Source organism: Amphritea sp. (assembly GCF_050300915.1).
Taxonomy (GTDB): Bacteria; Pseudomonadota; Gammaproteobacteria; order Pseudomonadales; family Balneatricaceae; genus Amphritea.
This window is the reverse complement of the sequence record NZ_JBNKYN010000006.1, coordinates 66806-93432: the sequence shown is the minus strand read 5'-3', so window position 1 is coordinate 93432 and position 26627 is coordinate 66806. Positions and strand designations below refer to the sequence as shown.

Sequence of the window (26627 nt, the reverse complement as noted above, 5' to 3'; positions counted from 1 at the left end):
CAGGCCACGGTCAGCCGCTCTGGTTGCTGGCTGAACTGACCTATAAATGTCCACTACAGTGTCCCTATTGCGCTAACCCGGTGGATTTTGCCAGTAAAACGGGAGAGCTGACGACCGCTGAGTGGATCGATGTGTTTACGCAGGCCCGTGAACTGGGCGCTGCTCAACTGGGTTTTTCCGGCGGCGAGCCTCTGGTGCGTCAGGATCTGATCGAGCTGATCAGGGAAGCACGTAATCTGGGCTACTATTCCAACCTCATCACCTCCGGCGTTGGCCTGAATGAGCGTAAGATCGCCGATTTCCGCGAGGCGGGGCTGGATCATATTCAGGTCAGCTTCCAGGCGGCGGACCCTGAGGTGAATAATCTGCTGGCGGGCTCGGAAAAGGCGTTTAAGCAGAAACTGGCGATGGCCCGTGAAGTGAAAGCTCAGGGTTATCCGATGGTGCTTAATTTTGTCACCCATCGGCATAATATCGATCAGATCGACCGTATTATCGAACTCTGTGTTGAGCTGAAAGCGGATTACGTCGAACTGGCCACCTGTCAGTATTATGGCTGGGCGTATGAGAACCGTAACGATCTGTTGCCCACCCGGGCGCAACTGGAACGGGCGGAGCGGATCACCAATGAATACCGTGACCGGCTGGCGGCGGAAGGCAATCCGATCAAGATTATCTTTGTCACCCCGGACTACTACGAAGAACGTCCCAAAGGCTGCATGAATGGCTGGGGCCAGGTATTTCTCACAGTCACCCCGGATGGTACCGCGTTACCATGCCACAGTGCCCGAATGCTGCCGATTGAGTTCCCCAATGTGCGGCAGCAGAGTATCGAGGCTATCTGGAACCAGTCCAATGGCTTCAACCATTTCCGTGGCTATGAGTGGATGAAAGAGCCGTGCCGTAGCTGTGATGAAAAAGAGAAGGATTTTGGTGGCTGCCGCTGTCAGGCCTTTATGATGACCGGCGATGCCTACAATACCGACCCGGTGTGCAGTAAATCACCCCATCACGATCTGATTATTCAGGCCCGCGAAGAGGCTGAGCTACCCTCCCACAAAGAACCGATCTACCGTAACGAGCGCAACTCGAAGGTGTTCTGCAAAAGCTGAGGCAAGTGGCCTGCTTGTTCACCCACTGCCAGGCAGCGGGTGAAACGCTATTACGCTCAGGCGATCAGTTATCGCTGGCAAACACATATCCAACGCCATAGACGGTAGTGATCAGTCCACGTTCTTTGTTGTGATCATCGAGTTTTTTGCGCAGCTTGCCGATCATCACATCAACGCTGCGATCTGCCGGGTGCCATTCACGGTTGTAAAGCTGCTCGAGAAGTTGTTCCCGCGGGAGTATTTCATTGGGGGTGCTGAGAAAAATATTCAGCAGGGCAAACTCTTTTTTCGCCAGCTTTATCCAGTCGCCGGTTTCCGGTTTGACCATCTGCCGGACCCGGTCTAAACGGCGACCGGCAAACTCAATGATCTGTCCCCCGGCTGTTTTTTCTGGCGAGATGCTGTCGTTGTTTATTTCTGCAATCGTTTCACCGCTAAGCTGACAGGCTGTCTCTGCTTTGCTGATAGAGCTGTGGCTAAGATCCTGCGCTGTCGGCAAGGTCTGGAGTGTACTACTGCTGAGGCGGGACCAGCGTCCCAGGTTACGAATGCGGGCTGAGAGTTCCCGGCAGTTAATCGGAGGCGTAATGTATTCATCGGCACCCAGCTCCAACGCGATGATCAGGTCATCAGGGCTGGCTTTAGGGCCGATCATGATGATGCCACCGCGACTTTTAGTCCGCAGTTCTCTGGCGGCTCTGAAGTCTAAACGGGCTGCCCTGGAGTTATCGACAATAAAGACATCGGTCTTATTACTGATATGGCAGCTCGATGTATTACGGTAGGTTTCGATATCGAAATCACTGTTGCTGTTCAGGTTGAACAGGGTGCCACTGGTCTGGTCACTGATAATGGTTATATTCATAGACATCCAATTATTTATAGTCTTTTTATTTAAGAGGGTGTTTGAAAATTGATCTATGTCACTATCTTAGAGCCAACCGTGGCAAGAGGTATGGTAAAAACGTGCTACATTTTGGTAAAAAATCGCGGGCTTAAGCGCGAATCTGTTTGGCGGTCAGATTGAATACCCGGCGCAACTGTTTATTAAGGTGACTCTGGTCACTAAACCCGGTCAGCTGGGAAATCTGCGCCGGTGTCAGGCGCTTATCCAGCAACAGTTCACGCGCCTTGTAGGTGCGGCGCATCAGTACAAACTGGTGTGGGGTATAGCCGGTGCTGGCTTTAAACGAGCGGCTGAAGTGATAGCTGCTCATATTGAGAATCTCGGCCAGCCGGTCAAGGCTGATCTTTTCTGCTAAATTCCGGTCGATGTATTCAACCAGCTTTTGCAGCCCGCTACGGTTTATCTTGCCATCCTGCTGGTCTGTTACCGCTTTATTGGAGTAACGATTCAGCAGATGTACTATCGATGCATTCGCCAGGCTTTCCATATACAGGTTGCCACTGGAAAAATCAGCGCTCACTTCACCGAGTATCAGTTCGCATAAGTGTTTCAGAACCGGATCATCAGACTGAAACAGCGATTGCAGTTCCAGTGAATCAGGGCTGAGATTAGCCGTTTCTTCTATCACTTTTCTCACCGCCTCATGGGGGAAAAGAATATGCAGCGAGCCGGATTGCGGCTCGGGAATAAGCCAGCGATTATCCTGAAAAGCAGGAACCAGTGAGAGCATCTGACTCTGCCAGACCCCTTTATAGTGAACGCCGCCACAGCGCAATCTGACCTCTGATGAGGGGGGGTTGTAGTTATAGATCAGCACGTGATGGTCCATCGCGGGCATTTCGAGGTCGACAAGGGGTAACTGAGAATAATTTTCCAGGCGGATATTTTTGAAGTGTTGCTCTGCACTGGTATTGCTGGGTGCAAAGGGGGCTCTTCTGAGCCGCTCTTCAGGTGTGATCAGTTGAAATGTTTCATCAGCCATAGAATACCGATCCGGATTTATTATCAGACAGGTTTTAATGATTTCTCATAATATGAGAAAAGTGTTTTCAATACAATCTATTTACAATCATCTTTATTACACCGGGCTAATGGTTGAAAAGGGGCTTGAAAGGGGGGGCTGCCTGTCTGCTGTCTATGCAGAAGGCTTTTAACCAATAAGAAAGGCTGCACGAATGCAGCCTTCTATGGTTGATGCGCAGCTCAGGCGCACTGTTTCTGCCGGGGGGCAGGTCAGTTGTTGGTTATAAAGTGAGCCCCGCGTTCGCCTATCATCACCGCCACCGCATTGGTATTGCCACTGGGAACCTGGGGGCAGATCGACATATCAATCACTCGCAGCCCTTTAATACCGTGGACCCGCAACTGCTGGTCAGTCACCGAGGTTGCCGGGTCGTTACCCATACAGCAGGTACCCGCAGGGTGGTATACCGTTTTGATATCGCGCCGAATAAACGCTTCGATGGCCTCAGTATCATCCGGATCAAGCGCTTCGGGCACAATCACTTTATCAATCACCTTCTGCAGTGCCGGGGTTTGCATCATTTTCAGCCCCAGTCGGGTGGCACGTACATGTGCATCCAGATCGTCGGGGTGATCAAGGAAGTTAGCATCGATCTCAACAAGGTCCTGCGGGTCGGTACTTTTCAGGCGCACCTCACCACGTGATTTGGGCTGCAGATAACCAACTTTAATTGAGATGCCGTGATCTGCCGCGGCTTCTTTCTCTCCGGGAGTATTATCAAAGTTATCCAGTACCGGCAGGAAATGCATCTGAATATCAGGACGTCCCTGACCACAGGTATCAACCACCCCGGCACCTTCGAGGACGTTGGAGGTGAGCAGGCCGGTTTTCAGTGTCATCCACTCAAGCCCGTGACGGATCGCCTTAAGGCCTTTGTCTTCGCCAAACAGTGAAATCTTCTCTTTGGTGGTGGCGTTGATCGACAGGTGCAGGTGGTCATGGAAGTTTTTACCCACTGGCAGGTCAGCCACCACCGGAATACCCAGTGATTCCAAATGTGCTTTCGGGCCGATACCGGACAGCATCAGTATTTTCGGGCTGCCAAAGGTGCCAGAGCTGATAATCACCTCTTTGCGCGCCTTAATGGTGACCGGGGTGCCACCTTTAATGCTGAGTTCAACACCGGTAGCGACCCCCTGTTCAATAATAACTCTGTGTACCAGAGCACCAGTGGCGACCTCGATGGCACTGTTGTCTTTAACCGCTGCCAGATAGGTGCGCGAGGTACTGCCGCGGGTGCCATTGAATGTAGCCAGTTGGTAAAAACCGATCCCCTCGGTGGTGGGGCCATTGAAATCATTGAGATAGGGCAGACCGATCTCCTGACCTGCCTTGACAAACGCCATGGTTAACGGATGACGGTAACGGTTATCACTGATACGGAACAGGCCTTCATTACCATGAAACTCCCCGGATAAACTCTCGTTATTTTCCGCTTTGCGATAAAACGGCAGTACGTCGTTATATGACCACTGATCACAGTCCCAACGGTTTGCCCAGTCATCGTAATCCTCTTTCTGACCGCGCATGTAGATCATGCCGTTAACCGCGCTGCCACCCCCCAGCCCTTTACCCTGAGCGATCAGCATTTCGCGGTTGTTAGCATTTTTCAGCGGTAGGGTTTCATAACCCCAGGAGGCCTTTTGAAATATCTTCAGTGCGCCGGCGGGCATAGTGAAGAGTAATCCGTCATTTTTCGCGCCAGCTTCGAGTAGCAGAACGCTGCCTGCTCCCTGGCGGACCAGTTGCGCAGCGACAACACAGCCAGCGGAACCTGCGCCAGCGACGATGTAATCATATTCATTTTTCATACTAAAACCTTTCTGCAAAGTTATCTTTAAAGTCTGAATACACCTGCCATCGTGATCAGACTGTTGCGCTGGAGGCAGGTGCTATTGCGATTGTTAGTGACTGCCCATATAGGCGTTATGCAGTCGCTGCTGATCCTGTTTTAGTCCGTCACAGGGCTCATAGAGTACCTTCTCACCATGGACGATAACCGCAGCGTGGTCACCGATTTCGAGGGCTGCATTGGCATACTGCTCTACCAGTAAAACCGCCATGCCGGTCTGCTTTAACTCGGTCAGTAGTGGCATAAAGCGGCTGACAATAATGGGGGCCAGCCCCAGGGACAGCTCATCAATAAGAATGACTTTCGGTTGCTTGATAATCGAACGGGCCAGCACAATCATCTGCTGCTCACCGCCGGACAGCATCCCCGCTGCGGTGTTCAGGCGTTTCTTCAGTTCAGGGAACATCGACAGGGTGGTTGCCATACCGGCATCGGCCAGTTGCTGATTATCACAGGCAGCCCGAATATTCTGCTCCACCGTCAGGTGAGAAAAGATCTGCCGCCCCTGTTCCACATAGCTGAGGCCCGCATTCACCCGTTGCAGACGATTAAGGTTGTGGAGCGGTTGACTATCGAGAAAAATCTCGCCCTCCAGCGCCGGAATAACACCGCTGATAGCATCCAACAGGGTGCTTTTACCGGCGCCGTTGGGCCCCAGCAAGACGGTTACCTCGCCACTGGGAACCTCAAGAGACAGATTGCGAACGATCTCGGCTCCGCTGCGTTCGATACAGATATTTTTAATCTCTAACCCTTTCATCATGCTGCTCCCAGATAGGCTTCTACAACTTCAGGAATCTGCAGTGTCTCTTCCACGGGGCCAGCTGCGATTACCTTGCCAAACTCAAGCACGATCAGGTCGCTGCAGACGGAGCGGATCAGTGCCATATCGTGCTCAACCAGCAACACGCTGCAGCCAAACAGTTGCGGAATCTGCCGGATGACACTGGCGAGCCGGTCGGATTCCATCGTGCTCATACCCGCGGCGGGTTCATCCAGCAGGAGAATGTGGGGGCGGGACATCAGTGCGCCTGCGATCTCCACCAGACGCCGGGTACCCACATCCACCTGAACGATCAGGGTGTCTTTATCCGGGCAGCCCAACAGCTCAAGTATCTCGTCCAGAAGGTGGACGTCATAGGCATTACGTGCCGCCAGGTGAACATATTGTCGTATCGTCAGTTCAGGTACGGCGCGGCCTTGCTGAAAGGTGCGGCGTAGTCCCATGCGGGCGCGTTGGTATGCGGGGAGTGAGGATAGTGGGTTTGTATCGATATTGATGTTGCCCCCCTTAATGGGCGTAAAACCGCTGATGACGTCCACCAGAGATGATTTGCCCGCCCCGTTTGGCCCGACCAGACCGGTGACAGTGCCCTGTTTCAGCGAGAAGTTAACGTTGTCCAGCGCTTTTACTGCACCATAGTTCAGGCTGATATCTTTCAGCGTCAGGGTGCTGGCGGTAGAACGAACCATCGGGGTAGAAAGCGTAGCGGGGCTGTTGTTAACCGCAACGGCCGAGGCGGCATCCTTGTGTGGCGCCGTTTTCTGGTTATGCTTAGTCAGCGCGTAGATCGCACCGACGGCAAAGATCAGGTCGGCAATGTCTTTCCATTCACCCAGCCCCAGGAGGCTCAGAATCTGGGGTGTGAACCAGGTCAGCATACCGGCAATCAGCGCGCCAGCCAGAAAGCGTGAGTGAGCCAGAATCGCGAGGGCAAAAATAAGCAGTGATCCATAGGGAAGAAAGTTGTTAGCGGTGACGCTGCCAAGCTGCATTGCCAACAAAGAGCCTGCAATACCGGCTATGAAGGCACCCAGGGTAAAGGCACTGACTTTACTGACAGAGACATGGATACCCAGAGAGGCGGCAGCGCGTTCACTGTAACGGATGGTAAACCAGGCCGCACCAAAGGGGATCTGTTCAATCCAGACGATCATCCGGCTGAGAAATGCTGTGACCGCGATAGTAAACAGCAGGAAGGCATACTCATCATAAAGCCATTCCGGCAACTCAAAACTGTAACCTTCCATCAGCCCTGGAAACTCAATGCGGGTGAGAACAATGTTGATCGTCAGGGCGAAAGCCAGAGTGATGATCGCCAGATTTATCCCCCGTACCCTTAATGTTGGCAGAATCAGCAACAGACCAACAAACGCCGAGGCTATGCCGCTTAGCAGCAGAATCAATACCACTGGAAGCTGAGGGAAATTAAACCCCAGATAGAGCGTGACCCAGGCAGCAACACCGCTAATACCCACCTGACAGAGGGAGATAATGCCTGCCCGTTCGGTGGTGACGCCAATACTCAGGCAGGTGATCGCAGTGACCAGCACCGAGGTAAAAATATAGGCGTAGTAGGGTGACAGCCAATAACTCGCTATTGCCAGTAACAGCAATGCTATCTCGCCCTGAAGACCATATCGTTTAAGCACGTTGACCATCCCATTTATCCTTACGTTTTGTCCAAAGAAGAATCAGTACAATAACCGGCAGGTAGATTGTCTGGGCATAGGGGGCGGTGGTTGGCGAGGACAACGTTGCTGCTTCCAGAATGCCCAGTAACAAACCGCCAGACAGGGTCAGATAAAACCCGTGAAACGAACCGATCAGGGCGGTACAGAGTGCTGGAATAATCAGCAGGCTCAGTGATGCATAATTAGCATTACGGGCAGAGGAGGTCATGATGATTAACAATGCCAGTGCCGACATCGCCCCCGCGAGAGACCAGATCATAATTGTCAGCCGGTCAGAAGGGATGCCGATCAACTCTGCGGTAACCGATTTGGCTGCAAAAGCCTGCAGCCGGGTGCCGGTGTGAGTGTTGTTGATGTAGTAGTGCAATCCCGCTGCCATAAGGATGGAGACAATCAGTGAAACCACCAGGCCGCCACTGATGTTGACTGCACCCAGGGATAAACCAAGACTGTCGAACAGGTCAGGTGCCTGACGTGGGCTATCGCCAAACAGTCGGGTACCGATAGAGAGGTAACCAATCATCATCGCAATAGCAACCGATGAACGGGTACCGACATCGGCGTCATGAAACCAGCGTGACATAATGGCGCCGGAAAATGCGCCAACCAGCGCGCTGCAAATAATGCCCGCCAGTGCCGCCAGCCAGAGTGGCAGCGGGGTATCAGACAGCACCAGAAACAGATAACTGCCGAGCAGCCCTATGGCCGTCTGCGCGAAATTGACGACCCCGCCCATACGGGATAACAGGGTAATGCATAACCCTAATGATGCGTAAGCAGCACCAATAACAAGACCCGAGGCCAGAATATCTAACATAGTTTTCCTCGATGAAACCGTTGAAACAATAAAAAGTAACTCACATTGCCGCTGTCCTGATGGTGTCAGAGCATCTCCTGCACCATGTCGACGTCAGCTAACAGAGCGGTGCGTTCTCAAACGGTTTTTGGGTGATGAAGCCGCCAACCAGAGAACGCACCTTAACCATTACCGGGTCTGGATAACGAGAAAGTCTGGTGTCACAACTTCCCAGTCACCGTCGACAAGTTTCACAAACTTGGTAGCAGACTTAGAGATATGGTCGGCCTTAGCCGCCACATCCAGTGGCAGTCCCATCATCGGGTTTGTCAGTGCTTTATCACCGGTTGAACTGCGCAGCGCCGCGGTCACACTTTCCCGGGTGATCGGGCCTTCAATCCTTTTCATCGCTTCCAGCAGCAGGGTGGCAGAGATGTAACCACCCTGAGCGAAAGATGACAGATTGACGCCTGACTCATTCATCAGTGCACGCCAGTCATTGAGTGACTCGCTGTCACCCAGAAACGGTTCATACTCTGAGTTGGCGTAAACCTCGCCTGGGTAATCTCTGGTGGTAGCCGCAAATCCTGAGGTATATGCGGGTGTCATGAACACGGCAGTCGCCTCGGTAAAGTCCTGCATCTGCATCGCTTTCAGCCAGGCCAGATCCATCTGCTCGGCACCGGAAAATACGATCGAGTCGCACTGTGCGGCTTTCGCACGCAGCACATGGGGAGTCATGTCATCGTTTGGCAGCACACTGGTATCCAGCAGGTGAAGCTCTTTGCCTGTGAGTTTTTTGTACTCATCAACCGCCCACTGGTTTCCTGCGCTGTGGGATGGAATTCCCAGCAGGAAGGCACAGACTTTGTCTTTGTGGATGACTTCCGATGCGAAGTAGAGGGATGCCAGAGTTCCCCGGGCCGGTCCTACACTAACCGGGGCAAAGGCTTTTTTCATATAACAACTGAATTCGCCGGCAACCCCGGGGATAGAGAGAACTTTGCGCCGGTCATAAAGGTTTGAGTTAACACCGCAGTCTTGCAGGCTGGCAGACCCGGCAAATGCTACAACCTGTTCAGAGTCGACCAGTTCGCGGCCGGATTGGGCTGTCGCACCGGCATCGCCTTTATCGTCCTGGACGATAAACTCAATTTTCCGGCCCTGAATACCGCCTTCTTTATTGGCCCGATCAAACACTGCACGTGCAGCTTCCGGTGATTCAGGCAGGGTCATTGCGCCAGATAATGTTGCCAGTGAGCCAACCTTGATGGGGCCTTCATCGGCGTGTACCGCTCCGACCAGAGCGATTGTTCCGAGAGTTAATGAGAACCCCCAGACTTTTGTGAAGTTTTTCATGATCATCAATGTTTCTCCGTCATTTTCAGGGTTACTTAATGTCACCCCAGCATAGGTTTTGGTTTTTTTATACAGGCGCACTTTTCTTGTGCGTTATTAATTAAATTGTTAATAAAATGTAAGTAAATTGTTATTTATTTGTCTGGTTTATTTTGTTTTTTAATATATCTGATCTGTTTTTGTTCGCTGATTTAATGTTATTGGTTTGTACAAACTGTTTCGCATCATTATTGGGCGATATGGCATAGATATGTAACAGAATTGTATATGTAACTACTAATCGCTTCTTGTGTTGTATTTTGAATATATGAGATTTATGACATTAAAATTATAATATGTAAATAAAAAATTGACAGAATTATCAAATAGAGATAATTTCAAAAAAAGACGATACATCTGAAATAGCTGCATATACTTCGTCATAACTCTGAAATGAGATGTTTGTCTTATTGTTTTGACGCTCGGTTTGAAAGTGATTTATCCGATTTTAACGGTTGAAACTTGTTTTTAGTTGCAGGCGTTAATCAGTAATTAGCTGTTTTGGTGTGTTGTCGAATATACCTTAGTTTTAATTCGATCTCTCTGTTATTGATAACTGGCTTTGCCAGAGTGAAAGGATTTGTCAGCAGATAAGGAATTCATTTAAGACGCACATATTGAACAGACGGAGAGTTTAAAAAACCTGTATCTACAAGAAGGGAAGATACTTTATGAAGAGAAGTAATATCATTAAATCCGGAATGCTGCTAACGACAATAGCCAGCGTTATCCCTGCCATTTCGTATGCAGGTTTTGTTGAGGACGGTGTGGTGCGGTTAGATCTGCGAAACTTTTATCTGAATCGCGATTTTGATGGCACGACACCAGATGTAGGCAGCTGGTCACAGGGCATCGACGTACAGTATTTCTCGGGCTATACCGATACCGCTATTCAGGTTGGCCTGGATGCGTCGGGTCAGCAAGCCTATAAATTTCACTCTGAGGGTAATGATGGCACTCTGCCTTATGACACTTTTGCTCAGGAAGCGAAGGATGATTATGGTCGTGCCGGTGTCACCCTTAAACTGAAATATTCTAAGACCGAACTTAAAATTGGTGATCACCGACCCCACCTGCCGGTTGCCTGGGATGATACCAGTCGTCAGCTGGACACTATCTATGAAGGTGCAGTGTTGCAGTCTGATGAGATCGACGGTCTGTCGCTGACCCTTGGCCGTTTCTGGGAAGTGGTAACCCGCAACTCGTCCGATAAAGAGAAGATGTACCTCTACCCTAATTTTAACGGTAAACGTTCCGATGGGCTGGATTTTGCCGGTGCCACCTATCAGCTATCAGATGCGCTGTCGGCCACCTACTTTTATGGCAATCTGAAAGATATCTACACCCAGAACTATTTTGGTATCGAGCACAAGATGGCGCTGACCGACAGCATCAATATGAAAACCGATGTCCGTTACTTTGATAACCAGGATGAAGGTAAAGCCCTGTACGGTTCGATTGACGGCAGTGCGTTAGGTGCCCGTTTAACCTTTACCAGTGGTAGTCATATGCTTGCCGTTAGTTATCAGGAGATGGATAGCGACTGGTTCTTCCCAACACTGAATGGTTATGTGCCTCAGCCGTTCCTGTTGCACTGGAGTAATGCTGCGTTTATTAACGCGGATGAAAAGTCGATGGGAATCCGCTACGGCTATGACTTTACGGCAGCGGGTGCAGCGGGCCTGAATCTGTTCACCCAGTACATAAAAGGTACCGATATTGATATTCATGCCGGTGGTCCTGGTAGTGCGGTAATCGATGACAATGCCTGGCAGTCAGAGCGTGATTTCGTGCTCAGCTATCAGTTCCAGAATCCGATGCTGAAGGGCCTTGGACTGCAATGGCAGAATATCGACATCAAGAAGAGCTTTACTGATGGCTATATGGAAAACCGCTTAGTGGCGACCTATACCACTCAGTTTTGATCCATATTGGAAGTGATTTAACGCTTCCAATAAAAGCAGCTGATCGTTGCATGGGGTGGGACCGCCAGGTCCCGCTTCGGGACGGCAAAGTCATCAGACGATCATGCTGCTATTTTATGGAGTTAAGCCTCAGGTGCAGCGCAGTTTCGTACAACCCCTCCTTCAAGAACTGTCTCCTGCTTCTGAGGTTTAGCTTCCGCCCCAGGGTCTGCTTCCATGAAATAAGCGCGCTGATCAGCCGTGCTGATCGTTACAAACGGTGCTCATCAAAGGCGGATATGCTAGCCTGAAGGCTTCTATCGTTAGTGCGGAAGTCTCCCTGATATGACCCGTTATGGTTTTTTTCAATCCTCTCTCAGTGCCGCCGATGCCGTAGCAGCCGGGCTGGAATATGGTCAGCTGCACGCCTGTGATCAGGGCCTTTTCTGGGTAGAATACCGGCCTGCTGATGGCGGGCGGAACCTTCTGATTCAGCGTAGCTGGGATGGCCAGATTCACTGTCTGACGCCACCGGGCTTTAGTGTCCGCAGTGGTGTTTATGAATATGGGGGCAAAAGCTGGTGTGTAGCGGGTCAACAGATCGCTTTTGTGAATGCCTCTGATCAGCAGATCTGGCTGCAAAGCACTCTTCAGCCACCTCGACAACTCACCAATACCCCCGACTGCCGCTATGGCGATCTGCTGTTTGATCCGCATTTTCAGCGTATCCTCGCTGTTCAGGAACAAGCCACTGACGATCCGACACAACCCTGTCACCGCCTGGTGGCCGTTGATATTATCAGCGGGCAGGTGAGCAAGCTGGCGCAGGGCGATGATTTCTATTCATCACCGACACTCAGCCATGATGGTCGTCAGCTGGCTTGGATAAGCTGGAATCACCCCCATATGCCCTGGGTGAGCACCCGGCTCAACCGCGCCAACATCCATACAGACGGATCTTTAATTGACCATCGTATTGTCGCGGGAGAAGTAACCGAAGAATCCATTCAACAGCCCCGCTTTCTTCAGAATAACGCGCTGGTTGCCATAAGCGATAAAAGTGGCTGGTGGAATTTATACCGTTATCTTTTTGATGAGGTGAATAGTGAAGGCGAAGTGCCTGAGTCCGGTATAACAGAAGGAGGGGAGCGGTCAGCATCAGAACCAGGGGTTGCCCGGCCGGTCTGGTCCCGGTCTAACGATTTCGGTATTCCCCAGTGGCAGCTGAGCGTGTCGACCTGGGATCAGCTGGATAACCACCGCTGGGTTGCCTGTTATATGGCGCAGGGAGAAGGGCGGTTAGTGATCGGTTCAGAGACAGATGATGAGAAAGTTGTGGAGACAAGGCTGGCTGAGCACTATGTTCTGTTCCGTCATCTCTGCTGTTTTCAGGGCCGGATTTACTGCATCGCCGCGGCGAATGATCGGGCCCCCGCGATTCTGGAGTGCCAGCCAGATACGAGCACCGGCATCACCGTGATCGCAGGCGGCTCACAACCTGCGCTGAAACCCGTTCAGCCACAACCAGTTAGCTATCCGGTAGCCGGTGAAACAGCATACGGCTTTCTTTATCTGCCGCAACCGCCCGCTGATAACAAAGAAAAGCCACCCCTGATTGTGTTCAGCCACGGCGGGCCCACAGCAGCCACCTATCCCGTTTATAATCCCAAAATCCAGTTCTGGACCAGCCGGGGTTTTGCCGTGGTTGATCTTAATTATCGCGGCAGCACCGGCTATGGGCGGGATTATCGCTTACGTTTAGCGGGTAGCTGGGGGCAGACCGACTGGCAGGATGCTGAGGCCGCAGTGGATTATCTGGCGACGGAAGGCCTGATTGATGCGGATAATGTCTTTATCCGTGGCAGTAGTGCCGGTGGCTATACCACTCTCTGTGCGCTGACCTTCAGTGACCGGTTTAAAGGCGGGGCCAGCTATTACGGTGTCAGTGATCCGCTAGCGTTGACCCGGGACACTCATAAGTTTGAAAGCCACTATCTTGACTGGCTGATTGGTGATCCCCAGATAGAAGCCGATCTCTACCGCCAGCGTAGTCCGCTGGAACATGCCGAGCAGATTAAATGCCCGATGATCTTTTTTCAGGGGGGCAAAGACCGGGTGGTGGTGCCACAGCAGACAGAAGTAATGGTCAGCGCCCTGAGAAACAATAAAGTTCCCGTTGAATATCATCTATATCCTGAAGAGCAACATGGCTTTCGTCAGGCGGAAAATCAGCTTCACAGTCTTGAATCTGAACTGAAATTTTATCGTCGTCTTCTGACCTGATGCGCTAATCTTCTGGTACAATGCGCGACTTTACAACATCGTCTTTAATCTTGCTGCCATTAGGCAGAGGTATCGTGACTAACTGTCATGAATAAACTACTGGAGTGATCATGAGTACAGAACAAGCCCTACGGGACCGCAGCGAATCTAAATGTGAGCTGTGCAGCGCGACTGATAACCTGAGCGTATACGAAGTGCCGCCAGGTTCTCTGGGTGGCGTCGATGACTCTGTACTGGTGTGCAGCACCTGTAAAGGTCAGATCGAAAACCCTGAAACTATGGATGCTAACCACTGGCGTTGTCTGAACGATAGCATGTGGAGCCAGGTGCCAGCGGTGCAGGTTGTTGCATGGCGGATGCTCAACCGTCTTAAGAGCGAGGGCTGGCCGCAGGACCTGCTGGATATGATGTATCTGGATGATGAAACGTCTCTCTGGGCGAAAGCTACCGGCGACCACCTGGATGACTCTGAAAAAGTGATCCACCGCGACAGCAATGGCGCCATTCTGGAAGCTGGCGATAACGTCGTGCTGATCAAAGATCTCGATGTGAAAGGTGCTGGCTTCACCGCCAAGCGGGGCACGGCTGTGCGGGGTATCTCACTGGTGCAGGATAACGCAGAACATATCGAAGGCCGTGTCAACGGCACCCGCATTGTGATTCTGACCAAGTTTGTGAAGAAATCCTGATTTGGTTATGAATGCTAAGAACGCGCCTCAGGGCGCGTTTTTTGTGTTTAAAGGTCGCCCAGGAGGCTGACAACAGCGCGTCCTCCACGATTTAATACATGGGTGTAAATTTCCGTCGTTCTTACGTCCGAATGACCTAACTGTTCCTGAACAGTTCGTATATCGGCACCACGTTCCAACAGATGAGTCGCAAAACTATGTCGGAGACTGTGGCAAGACGCCGTTTTAAGGTTCTTAAGTGACTATGCAGGACAGGGATGCCGTTTACAAAAGTATGAGATGCCAGTGCTCAATGAGCACTGGCGTCGAACATGCTAAGACGCAGGGGAGGGTGTGGATTGCTCAGACAGCAACCCCCTGGCAATGGTCATCGCTTCTTCGCGCGACGCAGCAAGTATCAGCGGGTAGCCCCAGAACTTGGCGAAGAGTACCGCAAATGGCTTGATGCCGAGCCGTTTGGCTGGGCTGGGTTCGATTAGAATCGTGGCCAGAACCTGTTTACGTAACTCAGCCTTGTGCTTTTTCATCCAGAGCGCTGTGCGTTTCTTGTCTTCCGGTGAGTGTTCGTGGCCTTCACCCGGAGCGGTATCGGTCAATATTACGAAGGGTTCGCCGCGCTGAAAATTGGCTTCGAACTCTTCGAAGTCCTTTTCCTGATCATGCCCCGGTTGTTGCGAGAAACTCATCCAGACGAAGGGAAAATCCGAGCTATTCATCGACATTATTTGCTCCTTTGTTGTTGAGGTGGCGCCAGGTGGTGACAATGGCGAACAGGCCTGGCAGGGTGATGAAGAAAACGGCTGAGAAGCCAACGTACCAACCGTCGCGCAACCCGTCGGCGATTCCGCCAAGGGTATTCAGGGCGACCATCAGACTGCCGAGAACCAGTACAACCCACTGAGTCTTACGGGTTCCTGCCAGCGCGAGAAGCATCGTGATGATCCAACAGCCATAGTACGCCGGAAACACCCATAGTACGTCGGGTTCAAACGTAATCGCCGGTGTCGCTCCCTGCGCTCTGACAAAGTCGTTTACGTAAAAGAATAACTGGAAGGTAACAAAAAGTACGGCACCGATGCCGGTGGTCAGCCAGAACAGGGCGACCCTGTGGTGCTGGCAGAGATTAGATTGGGATGACATAGTTTTCTCTCTTATAAGCTAAGAATATTCGAAAGGGGAATGTGCCCTCAGGGCACATTCACATCTTGTAGTTCAGGGTTAGCATCACGTTACGCGGTGCGCCATAACTGACGGTGTCGAAGTCGCCTTTCTGTAGTGCATACTTCTTGTCGAACAGGTTGTTGAGGTTGACCGCCAGATTGACCTTCTTGGTGATGTCGTAACGCCCCATCAGTGATACCAGAGCATAGGAAGGCTGTTCCCCGCCTAATGTGCTGGTACCCGTATTGGGCGACTGATAGAAGCGACTTTGCCATTGAATGCCGCCGCCGAGCGTCAACTGATTCCAGTCGCCGTGCAGCTGGTAGGTATTGAAAAGCTGGGCCGTGGTGCGCGGTAGCTTCGAATTCAGACGAACACCATCGCCATCTTCCGCTGTGAAGTGGGCGATACCTGCGTAGATGTTCCAACCCGCTGCCAGCTCGCCCTGCAAGTCCAGCTCGATACCGTGGGATTTCGTTCCATCAGCGCCCTGATATGCCTGGGCACCCCCTGGCGTATAGGTTCCTGCGACCATCTGTGCCGCGTTGTCCAGCCTGGTCTCGAATAAGGCTACCGATGCATTCAGACGCCCGTCCATGTAAGCGCCTTTGAGGCCGATTTCCATGGTTTTCCCTTTTGATGGCGTGAGCACATTGCCGTTGCTGTCGCGATAGTCGGGTTGCGGATTGAAAATGCTTGTGTAGCTGGCGTAGGCCGAATAGGTCTTGTTGATATCGTAAACCAGGCCCGCATACGGGGTGAATTCACCGCTCTTTTTGTAGTGCAACGACGAGCCACCGACATCGTCATCGATTTCGTAGTTGCTGAAGCGGCCGCCGATAATGAGTTTCAGAGGATCAGCCAGGGCAAACCGGGCGGCGCTATAGACACCACTCTGCCTGATCCGGGTGTGGGTTGCTACCGAAGCCATGCTATCGAAGTCAGGGCGGGGAAAGGCCGGTCCCAGATCATAGACATTGACTGGCGTAATGCCAGCATAGAACGGTGCGATATCGTCCTGGCTGACCGTCCGGCGCGAACGCGTCGCCCCGACCACCAGATCGTGTTGGCGATCCAGCAGTTCGAAGGGGCCGCTTGCCATCACATCGAAGCTGTTTTGACGGCTGCGACCTTCGGAAGCCAGCGCGACCGGGTAGGCCCCGGAGGGGTAGAAGCCCAGTCCCGTAGCGCGATCAGGGCGGCCGACCAGACCGAGTAATTCAGCATTATATTCCGTGCGGTACTGGTTAGCGGTGGCCCTGATGTTCCAGCCGTTGTCGAAAAAGTGCTCGAATTCGGCAAACGCCGTCTTGAGGGTGTTGTCCCAGTGGCTCCAGTCTTGCGCGTAGTTCTTGCTGCGTGAATATTCCGCCTGTGTACCATCGCTGAACCATAGTGGCAAACCGCCCCAGGTTGCACCTTTCGGGGTGATGTCCTGATAGTCATAGCCCAGGCTCAGCGTTGTGTCGTCGGTCAGATCTGCCTCGATGATGCCGTAGAAGCCTTTTCGCTTCGGTTTGTAGCCGTCGAGGTATGAGTGCCCGCCCTGATAGGTCCCCACGATACGGGCGCGAATGCGACCGTCTTCAGTTAGCGGCGTTGATATGTCGGCCATGCCCCGGTGGGTATCCCAGCTCCCTGCGCCGAGTGAGGCGGCTGCCGAGAAGTCACGGGTTGGTCGTTTGCGTACCAGATTGATGGCAGCCGAGGGATTGCCGGTGCCTGTCAGTAAGCCGGAGCCGCCGCGCACGACTTCGACACGCTCATAGAATGCGGTATCGAGAGAGCCAATGCCGCTTCCATTAACGATGTCGCCGACATCCGTGGGGATGCCGTCGTACTGAATGTTGTTGATCCGAAAACCACGTGAATAAAAACTTGTCCGTTCGCTGTCGGACTGCTTCGACGCGATGCCCGTGGTGTTCTCCAGCACCTCCTGTACCGAATTCAACTGCTGGTCATCAATGCGATGGCGCGTAATCACGGTGACCGCCTGCGGTGTTTCTTGCAGCGACAGCGGCAGGCGTGTCGCGGCCTCTGTCTCAGTTTCACCCATGGTGTAGTAGGCGTCAGTACCTTTGCCAGTTACCATCATGGCGGGTAAGCTGAGCGTTGTCTCAGAGGTTTTTTTGCTATCCTTGTTTTGGATCTGCTCTGACTCAGCGGCGAATGCGCTCTGCGCACTGATGAGCACAACTGCAGCCACCGCTGAGCTTAATACGGTGCGGGGTGCGCTTCTGCTGGCGCCCTTATATAGCCCACCGGATAGAGGATAGGCCGCAGGTTCTTCCCGACCGTCAACTGACCGGCGAAACTTTCCTGTTGTTTTGAAATAAATCATTAAATGATACCCATTTGCAGTTAGAGGCGTTATTTAATAATAAAATTGCAGGGTGTGATGGCGAAATCAGGCCGGATTGTTATTCATTCAGGCCAAATTGAGTGCTTCAGGATTGCTGGCTGTGTTGCAAAATAAATTGACCTGATCCCGCAATGCAGAATTCATTCGTAGCGCTGGGCTGTAGCTGAACAGATTCCAGTGCTTCAATAACAATTCATGATAGAATGACCCGTGCAGGAAAAGGCTCTGACAAGGGAAAGGCACCGGAGCACCGGACATCAAATCGGCAACAGGACTCTGGTTCTGATGTCGGGGTTTAAGGCACTAGCGGTTTAAACAGATCACTATCGAGGTTTCTCTGGTGTCGGCGGACTGTCTGTTAAAGCATGAACGCCATTCTGTTGCAAAAGCCAGTCAGGTCAGATCATGATCTGAAAGTATGATGCCAGGTACAGTAGTCGTATCGCTGTCGGTCTTGCGTTCCGATATGTAACGCGCTGGAGGCTTACCGACCGCTTTGCGGAACATAGTGACAAAGCCGCTGGCATTTTCATAACCCAATTCCAACGCCACTGTCTGCACGCTGTCGCCCTGGGTCAGACGCTGGAGTGCAAGAATGACATGCAGTTGTCGGCGCCACCGTCCGAAGCTCATGCCGATTTCGTGCTGCAAGAGCCGGCTCATGTTGCGTTCGCTCATGCCAATGCGGCTAGCCCAGTCTCCCTTCAAGGTTTTGTCTGTGGGGTCGGACAGCAGCATTTCCGCGAGCTGACGCAATCGCGGATCCTGTGGCATGGGCAGATGAAGGTTTTCTACCGGAGCCGACGCCAACTCGTCGAGCAGTGTGGCAATCAGTCGGTCTTCCCGTCCACCCAGCGGGTATAACTCAGGAAAGCTGGTCACCTTCAGCAGCAACTCGCGTAGCAGCGGCGATACCGAAATTGTACAGCAGGTTTTTGGCAGATCCGGTGCAGCATCAGGCTCAACGAACAGGCAATAACATTCCGTTTCACCCGATCCCCAGGCCGAGTGGGGCAGGTTTCCCGGTATCCAGACAGCGCATTGCGGCGGCACGATCCAGACGCCATCTGCGATTTTGCAGTTGAGGATGCCGCGGACAGAGTACAGCAGTTGCGCCTTGTGATGCTGATGGCTCGCATGTTCCCAGTCCTCTGTTACCGATGTGGCGCCCAGAGCAACAGCGGTCCGGGGGACGTTATCAACGTCGCGGGTTGTGATCAGATCGGTGATTGCAATGCTGGGCATGGTAAGTTCTGAGCCTCGGATAAAGGGTACGGCACGATGGCCGGATTGGAAAATATTATGACGAAATGATGCAATGGAGTCCAATTATCCTGTCAGAGAATGAACGGGGTCAGGTCTTGCATTTTGCAAACATACTACTAAGTTGAATGGTAGGTAACCATCAGGATTTGTGTTGTGGCTCGACCCTTAAGAATTGAATTTGCAGGCGCGCTGTATCACGTTACGGCCAGAGGGAATGCGCGAGCGCCCATTTATTTCTCAGATGAAGATCGCGATGCATTCTTAACATTGCTTGCAGAGGTATGTAATCGTTTTAACTGGGCATGTCATGCCTACTGTCTGATGGATAATCATTACCATTTATTAATTGAAACGGCAGATGCAAACCTTTCTAAAGGAATGCGCCAGCTGAATGGCGTGTTTACCCAATACATCAATAGAACTCATAGTCGGGTAGGGCATCTTTTTCAGGGGCGATACAAAGCCATTCTGGTTGAGAAAGATAGCTACCTGCAGGAATTGAGTCGTTACATTGTTCTTAACCCTGTACGGGCAAGAATGGTGTACAACGCAGAAGAGTGGCCATGGAGTAGTTACCGTGCAATGGTGGGATTAAGTGAGCCCCGTAGCTGTTTGACGCTTGAAGCGGTGCTGTCAGTGTTTGGGTTAAAACAGGAAAAAGCGCAACAGATGTACCGTCTATTTGTTGATGATGGCCTTAATCAGCCTTCACCCTGGGAGGAATTAAAAAATCAGGTCTATCTGGGCTCGGATGCTTTTGTCGACGAGGTTCAATGCCAATTGAAACCTGATCAGTCATTAGAAGAGATCCCGCGCTTACAGAAAAGCGGACCACTGAAGGCACTATCCTATTATGCAAAAAAATTTCCTGATCGAAACGAAGCAATGATCAAGGCCTATCAAAGTCAGCACTATACGCTGAAAGAGATAGGGGAGCATTTCGGCATCAGTTATTCAACGGTAAGCAGGGCGGTGAACAGAGATGCAAAATACAAGACTTGACCCCCGTTGGCCCTTCTGTAGGGTTTGTAGATGGCAATTTATCCTATGTACAATAAGCAACTAACAACGCCATCAAAACCGACGCTCGTACCTCGCGCGGTTCATGGCAAACGTTTTAAATTCCTATGATCATATTTGCAGTTACAAAAGAAGGGTTTCGAGAGTTGGAGCCAGTGATTAAAACAGGTAAGTATCCTGTTTGGGTTGGCGGCAATGTCTTGAGTGAATCTGAGTTGGGTCGCTATAGAGAAATGGATATAGATATTACAAACTTCAGCTATGAAATAGACCCAGCAAATGACGAAGAGCTAGATGGTGCTCTGGCAACGATTGCGGAGCATCACCCGGAAGAAAGGGTTTGGTTAGAATGTCGGCCATAAATTTAACAAACGCAGTCTGTCGGAGCGCCTTTCCGCTCCTTCGTCGCTACAAGGTGTCCGCTGCGCCTGGCGTTAACTGGCCAAGAGTGAATTTATGAAAATAGCAGTTTTCATACTTGAAATGGTTGTCGGTGTTTTGCCCGCAACACTATTGGCTCCTGCCGCAATCCTCGGATCAATGTTCAGCATCTTCGGGGCAGCAAACGGCTGGGAAAATATTTTTAATCCATTTGGCATTTTAGGAATATTGGGACTTGCAGGCATAATCGGGCTTTGGTTAGTTGTTTTGCAAAACGCATTTAAAACCGATTTCAAGCCCGGCAAAGTGCATTTAACACTACTGTCACTGGGCATGCTATCCGCGCTACCAATTGCGTACATAGCAATTTTTATATCGGAACCAAATGAAACAAAAGACTTTTATTTTATCCTTTGCTTCTTGGGTCCACTAATTGTCGCTTCAAAGTACCTGTATCACTCGTTCAGAAAAAGGCATCTAACAAACTAATCAACCGGACGGAAAATGTGTCTGTGGTAATTTGAAAAACAAGACCAAATTGCGGTAGTTCACGCAAGTTCGCGTCGCCGCCGGTTATCACGAACCGTTAAACGGTCATTGAATAATGGAAAGTGAAGGTATAATGAACATCGATAGGCTAATTGAAGCTAATCGATGGGCGTGGAATCTAGCAATGGTAATTTTCTGGGGAGGAGCTGCGGCGCTTTCTCTCTATATAAAGAAAGTAAATAATCTCACCTATAACTAAACTCTTCTTGCGGCGGTAGGCTTAAAGGAGTTTAAGGGAATCTGGAATATAAGTTTAGGTCACTTTCTCGTGATCGTGATTCCTTTAGGTTTAATGTCCTGTGTTATATCTAGCGGCAGCAACCTTTAACAAGGCGCTGTTGTCGCAGCCTTTGGCTGCTGGGACTGGTAGTACCCAGTGCCTGAAAAATCTGATGGCGAAAGTTGCTTATATCTTCTGGTTGTTTGAAATCACGATGGAAAAGACGCTGGGTAATAACAAACATGGCTACTTAGGAAGCCATGTTTGTTAGTCGCTTAAACGATAACGAGTGAGCCAAACCTGGATATAAACTCATTAACAGCGATGTAATCGGCACGATTAAGCAAGTGCCAACTCAACATCAATGTTGCCACGCGTAGCGTTTGAGTACGGACACACCTGATGCGCCGCATCGACTATGGCACGTGCCTGCTCTTTATCCATGTCACCTAAATCAATAGTCAATTTAGCAGCAATAGAAAAGCCTGCTCCTTTAGGGCCAATGGCGACTTCGCCTGTGATGGAAATATCACGGGGTAACTTAACTTTCTGTTCAGCCGCTACCTTTCTTAAGGCACCGGTAAAGCACGCAGCATAGCCAGCAGCAAATAATTGTTCAGGGTTTGTGCCCTGGCCGTCATCACCGCCCAGGCTCTTCGGTACCGATAAGTCTACATCCAGACGACCATCATCCGATTTAGCGGAGCCCTCACGGCCACCTGCGACTGTTGCCTTTGCAGTATAAAGTATTTGATCCAATGCCATAGTAGTCTCCAGATATTGTATAAGAATATTTTGCATACAAAATAAATACTAGGGATGTTTAAGTTGAAGATCAAGTAGTTTGCGCGCAAAATAATAATTAAAGGGAGTTCACGCCATATGAATGATGATTTACTTAAACTCGATAAGCAGATCTGCCATCGCTTTTATACCGTTGCCAATGCTTTCGCACGTGCCTACAGGCCGCTGTTGAGCGAGCTTGACATTACCTACCCGCAATATGTGGTGATGATGGCGCTATGGGAGTCTGACAACGTTACTATCTATGAGTTGCTGCAAAAAACCCGCATTGACGGTGGTGCCATGAGCCTCATCCTGAAAAAACTTAGTGGCAAAAAGTTACTTAGCGTAGCCAGTGATGAAAACGATAAGCGCGTAAGAAGAGTGGTACTCACGCCCGCAGGCAAAGCGGCTAAAACAAAGGCCTTAGCCATCCCGCAAAAAATGCGTTGTAACTTCGATAATATCAGCAACGAAGAAGCGCTAGAGCTGATGCGCCTGGTGGATAAGGTTAGTAATGGTCTTAATCAGGCGTTGTGTGAAATACGAAAAGAGCATTAACAACACAAGGGCTTGGGAGTTAAGCAACACTAAAACGGTTTTTTCATCGCACGTTTAGTGTGCGGGGGCCGCTATAAGTGAAGAGCTAGAGGACTATGGAAGTCTTATAATCTATCCTGCGCTCTTATGCCGCAAACGTGGTTCTACTATGCTGGTCTGGTGATTGGGTGTTATTGCTCTGACAGGGGGGGCCAGATGATCGAATATAAACAAGCAGAAAAATCTGATTTAGCCGAAATCGGGACGCTTCTAAGGTATTATGATTTACCGGCAAGTGACTGCTTTCTACATATAGAAAACTTTGTTGTCGCCTTCGCTGAGGGAACGTTAGTGGGGGTAGGTGGTTTTGAAAGTTGTGGTAACTATGCTCTTGTGCGCTCTTTTGCGGTTTCACCGGCATTCAAAGGTAAAGGTATAGCAAGGAGCATATTCCAAATGGTTTACGGTCAGGCATTGGCGCAAGGTAAAGAAGCACTCTATCTACTCACCACCACCGCATCAGACTATTTTAAAAAACTAGGTTTTTCAGAGTGTGTTCGCTCAAACTGTCCAGAGCCTATAAGGTCTACCAGGCAGTTCTCTGAACTGTGCCCAGGCTCTGCGATTACAATGTGGCTTGCCCTATGACAGGTTCAGGCGATACCAGTACAGGCAGTGGATGTTGAGCATTAGTCCTTCAAGTGAAAAGACAAGAATGTGCGAAAATCAGACCGACTTTTTCAATTAACTAATATCCTGCGTAAGCACCAGCCAATTACCGCAAAGCAATTGGCTGAAAAACTGCTTGTGTCTGAAAGAACTATCTATCGTTATATGGATGATCTGTCTTTATCTGGAATACCTGTATATGGTGAGCCGGGTGTCGGATACCGTTTATCGGAGGGGTTCGAGTTGCCCCCTTTGCAACTGTCACCGGACGAGCTGGAAGCGCTGATCACTGGGGTTAGTTTTACCGCATCGTTAACAGGGAGAAATCTGGCTGCTTCAGCGCATTCTCTACTGTCAAAGATAGAAGCGGCATTGCCGAATGATTCAAAGTTGATTTCCAGCGAAGATAGAGTGGTCAGGGTACCGTCAGGCCACCGCGAATCTGAGGTGTATCTGTTGTGGGGTAAAGTGCACTCAGCAATAGAAGCAAGGCGTTGGCTGAATATAGAGTATAGGTCGCTTGCAGAGGTCATAACGGCCAGAGCAGTATTTCCTCTGGGGTTGTTCTATTGGGGAGGAAAATGGACGCTGGGCTGTTGGTGCGAACTTCGCGGCGATTACAGAGACCTTAGAATAGACCGTATAACCCGATTCGAGCTTAGTGAACACGCCGGAGCGCTACCTGAGCACGTTTCACTACCCGCGTACATTAAGCTGAAAAGTACCAAAGCCGACTGACACAGTGGTGTCAGTAGTAAGGCCTTACAGTTGGTGTTCAACCAATAACTGAGGTACTGGCATGATAACGAATAGCAAGATTGATCGCATTGGTGGTATGGAGTTCGCTACCTTCAGGCTTAAAGAGGGCGTGACAGAGGCCAGATTAATAGAACTGTCTGGCCAGGTAGAAGCGGAGTTTCTTAGTCAGCAAGCGGAGTTGGTTCTCCATTTTCTGGTGCGTGGTGCCGAGGGCGTTTATGCCGATGTGGCAATCGCCAGCTCACAGGAAAAAGCAGAAGAGTATTGCCAGCAATGGCTACATAACAGCGTTGCGCTGGAGTATTTAGAGCTGATTGAAAAGGAATCTGTGAACATGACATTTTGGACAAGAGTTAACTAAACGCCTAATCGGCTAGCTGAGGGACTTATCCCTCAGCGTTATATTTCCCGCGTTTTGCGGCGCGCCTTTAGCTAAATTGACATTCTATAGTGCAGTGGCAAGTGTCAACTATGCTCTATTGGGTATTTTAACGGTTGCTACATAAGGGATACTCTTTACTTACCAATCAGTTTTAATTTGTGTCATTTGTTATAACAGTAAGTTAATGCGGCATTACGGCCCTATAAACATGCGTTAGGCAGGACACTAAATATGTCATCGCCATTAGTATTAGCGGCGACACAATTTTGGAGGTACGGATGTTTTCTCTTGAAGGATTAAATGCACTGATTACAGGCGGTACTTCGGGTATCGGGCTGGCGACTGCGAGACGTTTTGCCGCAGCCGGTGCCAGGGTTGCGATCGTTGGCCGCCGTGATGGGGCAAGTCTTGCGGATGAGCTGAATGGAATTTTTATTCAGGCGGACGTCGCCGATGAAGATCAGTTGCGAGCCTGTTTTGAGGAAGCTGAAGCACGCATGGGCAAGCTTGACATTGTCATGAACAATGCAGGCATTGAAAATTCCGGCCCGACCATTGCCGAGCAAAGTGCCGATGAATTTCAGCGCATTCTGGAGATCAATGTCAAAGCGGTCTACAACGGCTTGCGCTTTGCACCGCTGCACATGAACGATGGCGGGTCGATTATCAATACGTCTTCAGATGTATCAAAAGTTGGTTATCCCGGTTACGGTCAATACTCAGCAACCAAGTCAGCCGTGTGCAGCCTGACCCGAGTGGCAGCGATGGAACTGGTACCGCGAAAGATTCGGGTCAATGCCATCTGCCCGGCCTCGGTGTGGACCGAGATGTTGACTCCAGACCATCCTGAAGTGGTGATGACCGAACGAACAAGCCCCATGGGCCGGGTTGGTCAGCCCGAGGAGGTCGCGGCGCTATGCCATTTTCTGGCGGCTCCCGACTGCAGTTACCTGACCGGTCAGTCGATAAATGTCGATGGAGGACTGTCGGCGGGGATGGCAGATCACACTTTCGAGAGATTGATGAGAGAGTGAATAAGTTCAGAATACCGCCTCAAAGCAAGTAATCCTGCGCTCTGGCTGGATTCTGAAGATTCGATAAACTGACCAGGGGGTTACCCCTGGGGTTGAGCACTTTGCACTTCGTGTTCTATATTTTTGCGTAGTTCCATTGGCAGGTGCAGTGCATCCCCCAAACGGTCGAGATAACGCCGCTCTTCGTCGGTATCGAGGTCAATTGCTAACATTGACACCAGATAGATCTCTGTAGCCTGCTCCTCGCTCTCAGACAGGCGAGCAATGTTGATGGGGTCACTGTCCGCTCGCAGTTGCTGTACCAGAAACTGTTGCTCTTCTGCACCGATACCCAGATCGCTGATCTGTTGTTCAATGCGGGCGCGTTCGCTGGCATCAATATGACCATCGGCCTTGGCCGCGCTAATCATTGCCCGCACCAGAATCAGACGCATATCTTCGCCCTGTTGAGTTTGCTTTTCCTCTGCAAGGTCAAAGATACTGCCCGTGGGAGCCGCAGGCAGGGCAGTAACGTCCGGATCAGATACGACGGTAGCGGTTTGCGTAACGGTTTGTGGTTGTGCAGCGGCCTGGTTTTCCTGATAGTCACGCCAGGCTTTGTAAGCCATTCCACCAACTGCCGCTATGCCACCATATTTGATTGCCTTTCCACCCATCTTACGGGCTTTTTTGTTGGTCAGTAGCATGGCGGCTAATCCTCCGACAGCAACACCACCCAGCAAACCACCTGGCATAGAACCGGATTTGGCCGTTTTCACTGCTTTGTCGATTCCTGCACCAGTGTTACCCATAATGCTGTTTAAGAGTGAGTTAACATCCATGGTCGAGCGCCTCTGTAATTTTGTCAGTCGGTAAAAATTAAGAACTCAGTTTACGATAACCAGGTTCGCTTAATTAGTCCCTGAAAATACGGATAAGTTCACTTAAATCCACCCAGTTTCAACAGCTTATCTGGCCTCGGCGGATTAATAGATTAAAGGCGTGAGAGGCTGTAAAGCCTATCATTGGGTAGTGAGGGACGCGTTGCAGAAAAAGCCAGATGAGTTGAACAAAAAAATATT

25 protein-coding genes and 1 pseudogene are annotated in these 26627 nt (G+C 50.7%); 12 read left to right on the top strand and 14 right to left on the bottom strand.

What is annotated here, in order from left to right; genetic code table 11:
* On the top strand, window positions 1-1112 hold a 1112-nt coding region (gene pqqE, locus ACQY8X_RS03070), incomplete at its 5' end, for a pyrroloquinoline quinone biosynthesis protein PqqE (RefSeq protein WP_428033670.1).
* 64 nt (window positions 1113-1176) lie between these two features.
* Here pqqE and ACQY8X_RS03065 read toward each other — a convergent pair.
* The 7 genes from ACQY8X_RS03065 to ACQY8X_RS03035 all read right to left on the bottom strand — a co-directional run bounded on the left by ACQY8X_RS03065 (window position 1177) and on the right by ACQY8X_RS03035 (window position 9525).
* Complete coding sequence (locus tag ACQY8X_RS03065; protein ID WP_428033669.1) at window positions 1177-1977, bottom strand: winged helix-turn-helix domain-containing protein; 801 nt, start codon at window positions 1975-1977, stop codon at window positions 1177-1179.
* Window positions 1978-2107: 130 nt separating this feature from the next.
* Entirely contained in the window at window positions 2108-3001 is an 894-nt protein-coding gene (locus ACQY8X_RS03060; protein ID WP_428033668.1) for a helix-turn-helix domain-containing protein, read from the bottom strand.
* A 251-nt stretch (window positions 3002-3252) separates the two neighbouring features.
* On the bottom strand, window positions 3253-4854 hold the full coding sequence (locus ACQY8X_RS03055) for a GMC family oxidoreductase (protein ID WP_428033667.1): 1602 nt from the start codon (window positions 4852-4854) through the stop codon (window positions 3253-3255).
* A gap of 93 nt (window positions 4855-4947) precedes the next feature.
* A complete protein-coding gene (locus ACQY8X_RS03050; protein WP_428033666.1) occupies window positions 4948-5658 on the bottom strand; it encodes an ABC transporter ATP-binding protein in 711 nt (236 codons plus the stop codon).
* Window positions 5655-7337 carry an ATP-binding cassette domain-containing protein gene (locus tag ACQY8X_RS03045; RefSeq protein ID WP_428033665.1) on the bottom strand — a complete coding sequence of 561 codons (1683 nt, stop codon included), beginning with the start codon at window positions 7335-7337 and terminating at the stop codon, window positions 5655-5657. The genes ACQY8X_RS03050 and ACQY8X_RS03045 overlap by 4 nt, the downstream gene beginning before the upstream one ends.
* Window positions 7321-8187: a branched-chain amino acid ABC transporter permease gene (locus tag ACQY8X_RS03040; RefSeq protein ID WP_428033664.1), complete on the bottom strand. Its 867-nt coding sequence runs from the start codon at window positions 8185-8187 to the stop codon at window positions 7321-7323. Before ACQY8X_RS03040 ends, ACQY8X_RS03045 begins: the two co-directional genes overlap by 17 nt.
* Before the next feature lie 168 nt (window positions 8188-8355).
* The gene (locus ACQY8X_RS03035; RefSeq protein WP_428033663.1) at window positions 8356-9525 is read right to left on the bottom strand and encodes an ABC transporter substrate-binding protein; all 1170 of its coding nucleotides are present in this window, start codon (window positions 9523-9525) and stop codon (window positions 8356-8358) included.
* 710 nt (window positions 9526-10235) lie between these two features.
* Here ACQY8X_RS03035 and ACQY8X_RS03030 point away from each other — a divergent pair.
* The 3 genes from ACQY8X_RS03030 to ACQY8X_RS03020 all read left to right on the top strand — a co-directional run bounded on the left by ACQY8X_RS03030 (window position 10236) and on the right by ACQY8X_RS03020 (window position 14440).
* Window positions 10236-11489 (top strand): OprD family outer membrane porin, encoded by a 1254-nt coding sequence (locus ACQY8X_RS03030; protein WP_428033662.1) that lies wholly within the window; start codon window positions 10236-10238, stop codon window positions 11487-11489.
* A 324-nt stretch (window positions 11490-11813) separates the two neighbouring features.
* Window positions 11814-13751: a prolyl oligopeptidase family serine peptidase gene (locus ACQY8X_RS03025; RefSeq protein WP_428033661.1), complete on the top strand. Its 1938-nt coding sequence runs from the start codon at window positions 11814-11816 to the stop codon at window positions 13749-13751.
* A gap of 110 nt (window positions 13752-13861) precedes the next feature.
* Window positions 13862-14440, top strand: coding sequence for a PhnA domain-containing protein (locus ACQY8X_RS03020; RefSeq protein WP_428033660.1), 579 nt, complete (start codon window positions 13862-13864; stop codon window positions 14438-14440).
* A 47-nt stretch (window positions 14441-14487) separates the two neighbouring features.
* Here ACQY8X_RS03020 and ACQY8X_RS03015 read toward each other — a convergent pair.
* The 5 genes and pseudogenes from ACQY8X_RS03015 to ACQY8X_RS02995 all read right to left on the bottom strand — a co-directional run.
* A pseudogene (locus ACQY8X_RS03015) lies at window positions 14488-14652 on the bottom strand (tyrosine-type recombinase/integrase); the annotation flags it as partial.
* Between the two features lie 102 nt (window positions 14653-14754).
* A complete protein-coding gene (locus ACQY8X_RS03010) occupies window positions 14755-15162 on the bottom strand; it encodes a hypothetical protein (protein WP_428033659.1) in 408 nt (135 codons plus the stop codon).
* Window positions 15149-15580: a hypothetical protein gene (locus tag ACQY8X_RS03005; RefSeq protein WP_428033658.1), complete on the bottom strand. Its 432-nt coding sequence runs from the start codon at window positions 15578-15580 to the stop codon at window positions 15149-15151. Before ACQY8X_RS03005 ends, ACQY8X_RS03010 begins: the two co-directional genes overlap by 14 nt.
* 58 nt (window positions 15581-15638) lie before the next feature.
* Window positions 15639-17942, bottom strand: a complete 2304-nt coding sequence (locus tag ACQY8X_RS03000; RefSeq protein WP_428033657.1) for a TonB-dependent siderophore receptor — start codon at window positions 17940-17942, stop codon at window positions 15639-15641.
* A 414-nt stretch (window positions 17943-18356) separates the two neighbouring features.
* Window positions 18357-19208 carry an AraC family transcriptional regulator gene (locus ACQY8X_RS02995; RefSeq protein WP_428033656.1) on the bottom strand — a complete coding sequence of 284 codons (852 nt, stop codon included), beginning with the start codon at window positions 19206-19208 and terminating at the stop codon, window positions 18357-18359.
* Between the two features lie 174 nt (window positions 19209-19382).
* Between ACQY8X_RS02995 and ACQY8X_RS02990 the strand changes: the two genes are divergently transcribed.
* From ACQY8X_RS02990 to ACQY8X_RS02980, 3 genes are all read left to right on the top strand, one after another.
* Window positions 19383-20231 (top strand): REP-associated tyrosine transposase, encoded by an 849-nt coding sequence (locus ACQY8X_RS02990; RefSeq protein ID WP_428033655.1) that lies wholly within the window; start codon window positions 19383-19385, stop codon window positions 20229-20231.
* A 125-nt stretch (window positions 20232-20356) separates the two neighbouring features.
* Window positions 20357-20611: a hypothetical protein gene (locus tag ACQY8X_RS02985; protein ID WP_428033654.1), complete on the top strand. Its 255-nt coding sequence runs from the start codon at window positions 20357-20359 to the stop codon at window positions 20609-20611.
* A 94-nt stretch (window positions 20612-20705) separates the two neighbouring features.
* Complete coding sequence (locus ACQY8X_RS02980) at window positions 20706-21119, top strand: hypothetical protein (protein ID WP_428033653.1); 414 nt, start codon at window positions 20706-20708, stop codon at window positions 21117-21119.
* A 619-nt stretch (window positions 21120-21738) separates the two neighbouring features.
* Here ACQY8X_RS02980 and ACQY8X_RS02975 read toward each other — a convergent pair.
* Entirely contained in the window at window positions 21739-22164 is a 426-nt protein-coding gene (locus ACQY8X_RS02975) for an organic hydroperoxide resistance protein (RefSeq protein WP_428033652.1), read from the bottom strand.
* Window positions 22165-22281: 117 nt separating this feature from the next.
* On the opposite strand from ACQY8X_RS02975, the gene ACQY8X_RS02970 reads away from it, so the two are divergent.
* The 5 genes from ACQY8X_RS02970 to ACQY8X_RS02950 all read left to right on the top strand — a co-directional run bounded on the left by ACQY8X_RS02970 (window position 22282) and on the right by ACQY8X_RS02950 (window position 25566).
* Window positions 22282-22743 carry a MarR family winged helix-turn-helix transcriptional regulator gene (locus ACQY8X_RS02970; protein WP_428033651.1) on the top strand — a complete coding sequence of 154 codons (462 nt, stop codon included), beginning with the start codon at window positions 22282-22284 and terminating at the stop codon, window positions 22741-22743.
* Window positions 22744-22938: 195 nt separating this feature from the next.
* Entirely contained in the window at window positions 22939-23370 is a 432-nt protein-coding gene (gene arsN2, locus ACQY8X_RS02965; RefSeq protein ID WP_428033650.1) for an arsenic resistance N-acetyltransferase ArsN2, read from the top strand.
* A 69-nt stretch (window positions 23371-23439) separates the two neighbouring features.
* The gene (locus ACQY8X_RS02960) at window positions 23440-24129 is read left to right on the top strand and encodes a helix-turn-helix transcriptional regulator (RefSeq protein WP_428033649.1); all 690 of its coding nucleotides are present in this window, start codon (window positions 23440-23442) and stop codon (window positions 24127-24129) included.
* Between the two features lie 61 nt (window positions 24130-24190).
* Window positions 24191-24511, top strand: coding sequence for a hypothetical protein (locus ACQY8X_RS02955; RefSeq protein WP_428033648.1), 321 nt, complete (start codon window positions 24191-24193; stop codon window positions 24509-24511).
* Between the two features lie 299 nt (window positions 24512-24810).
* Window positions 24811-25566, top strand: coding sequence for an SDR family NAD(P)-dependent oxidoreductase (locus tag ACQY8X_RS02950; protein ID WP_428033647.1), 756 nt, complete (start codon window positions 24811-24813; stop codon window positions 25564-25566).
* An 80-nt stretch (window positions 25567-25646) separates the two neighbouring features.
* Here ACQY8X_RS02950 and ACQY8X_RS02945 read toward each other — a convergent pair whose 3' ends face one another.
* A complete protein-coding gene (locus tag ACQY8X_RS02945) occupies window positions 25647-26387 on the bottom strand; it encodes a tellurite resistance TerB family protein (protein ID WP_428033646.1) in 741 nt (246 codons plus the stop codon).
* Between the last annotated feature and the right edge of the window lie 240 nt (window positions 26388-26627).

Bases quoted from the DNA above. Each gene is read 5' to 3' on its own strand.
- ACQY8X_RS03065 (WP_428033669.1), bottom strand. From the start codon at position 1,977: ATGAATATAACCATTATCAGTGACCAGACCAGTGGCACCCTGTTCAAC.
- ACQY8X_RS03060 (WP_428033668.1), bottom strand. From the start codon at position 3,001: ATGGCTGATGAAACATTTCAACTGATCACACCTGAAGAGCGGCTCAGA.
- ACQY8X_RS03055 (WP_428033667.1), bottom strand. From the start codon at position 4,854: ATGAAAAATGAATATGATTACATCGTCGCTGGCGCAGGTTCCGCTGGC.
- ACQY8X_RS03050 (WP_428033666.1), bottom strand. From the start codon at position 5,658: ATGATGAAAGGGTTAGAGATTAAAAATATCTGTATCGAACGCAGCGGA.
- ACQY8X_RS03045 (WP_428033665.1), bottom strand. From the start codon at position 7,337: ATGGTCAACGTGCTTAAACGATATGGTCTTCAGGGCGAGATAGCATTG.
- ACQY8X_RS03040 (WP_428033664.1), bottom strand. From the start codon at position 8,187: ATGTTAGATATTCTGGCCTCGGGTCTTGTTATTGGTGCTGCTTACGCA.
- ACQY8X_RS03035 (WP_428033663.1), bottom strand. From the start codon at position 9,525: ATGAAAAACTTCACAAAAGTCTGGGGGTTCTCATTAACTCTCGGAACA.
- ACQY8X_RS03030 (WP_428033662.1), top strand. From the start codon at position 10,236: ATGAAGAGAAGTAATATCATTAAATCCGGAATGCTGCTAACGACAATA.
- ACQY8X_RS03025 (WP_428033661.1), top strand. From the start codon at position 11,814: ATGACCCGTTATGGTTTTTTTCAATCCTCTCTCAGTGCCGCCGATGCC.
- ACQY8X_RS03020 (WP_428033660.1), top strand. From the start codon at position 13,862: ATGAGTACAGAACAAGCCCTACGGGACCGCAGCGAATCTAAATGTGAG.
- ACQY8X_RS03010 (WP_428033659.1), bottom strand. From the start codon at position 15,162: ATGTCGATGAATAGCTCGGATTTTCCCTTCGTCTGGATGAGTTTCTCG.
- ACQY8X_RS03005 (WP_428033658.1), bottom strand. From the start codon at position 15,580: ATGTCATCCCAATCTAATCTCTGCCAGCACCACAGGGTCGCCCTGTTC.
- ACQY8X_RS03000 (WP_428033657.1), bottom strand. From the start codon at position 17,942: ATGATTTATTTCAAAACAACAGGAAAGTTTCGCCGGTCAGTTGACGGT.
- ACQY8X_RS02995 (WP_428033656.1), bottom strand. From the start codon at position 19,208: ATGCCCAGCATTGCAATCACCGATCTGATCACAACCCGCGACGTTGAT.
- ACQY8X_RS02985 (WP_428033654.1), top strand. From the start codon at position 20,357: ATGATCATATTTGCAGTTACAAAAGAAGGGTTTCGAGAGTTGGAGCCA.
- ACQY8X_RS02980 (WP_428033653.1), top strand. From the start codon at position 20,706: ATGAAAATAGCAGTTTTCATACTTGAAATGGTTGTCGGTGTTTTGCCC.
- ACQY8X_RS02975 (WP_428033652.1), bottom strand. From the start codon at position 22,164: ATGGCATTGGATCAAATACTTTATACTGCAAAGGCAACAGTCGCAGGT.
- ACQY8X_RS02970 (WP_428033651.1), top strand. From the start codon at position 22,282: ATGAATGATGATTTACTTAAACTCGATAAGCAGATCTGCCATCGCTTT.
- arsN2 (WP_428033650.1), top strand. From the start codon at position 22,939: ATGATCGAATATAAACAAGCAGAAAAATCTGATTTAGCCGAAATCGGG.
- ACQY8X_RS02955 (WP_428033648.1), top strand. From the start codon at position 24,191: ATGATAACGAATAGCAAGATTGATCGCATTGGTGGTATGGAGTTCGCT.
- ACQY8X_RS02950 (WP_428033647.1), top strand. From the start codon at position 24,811: ATGTTTTCTCTTGAAGGATTAAATGCACTGATTACAGGCGGTACTTCG.
- ACQY8X_RS02945 (WP_428033646.1), bottom strand. From the start codon at position 26,387: ATGGATGTTAACTCACTCTTAAACAGCATTATGGGTAACACTGGTGCA.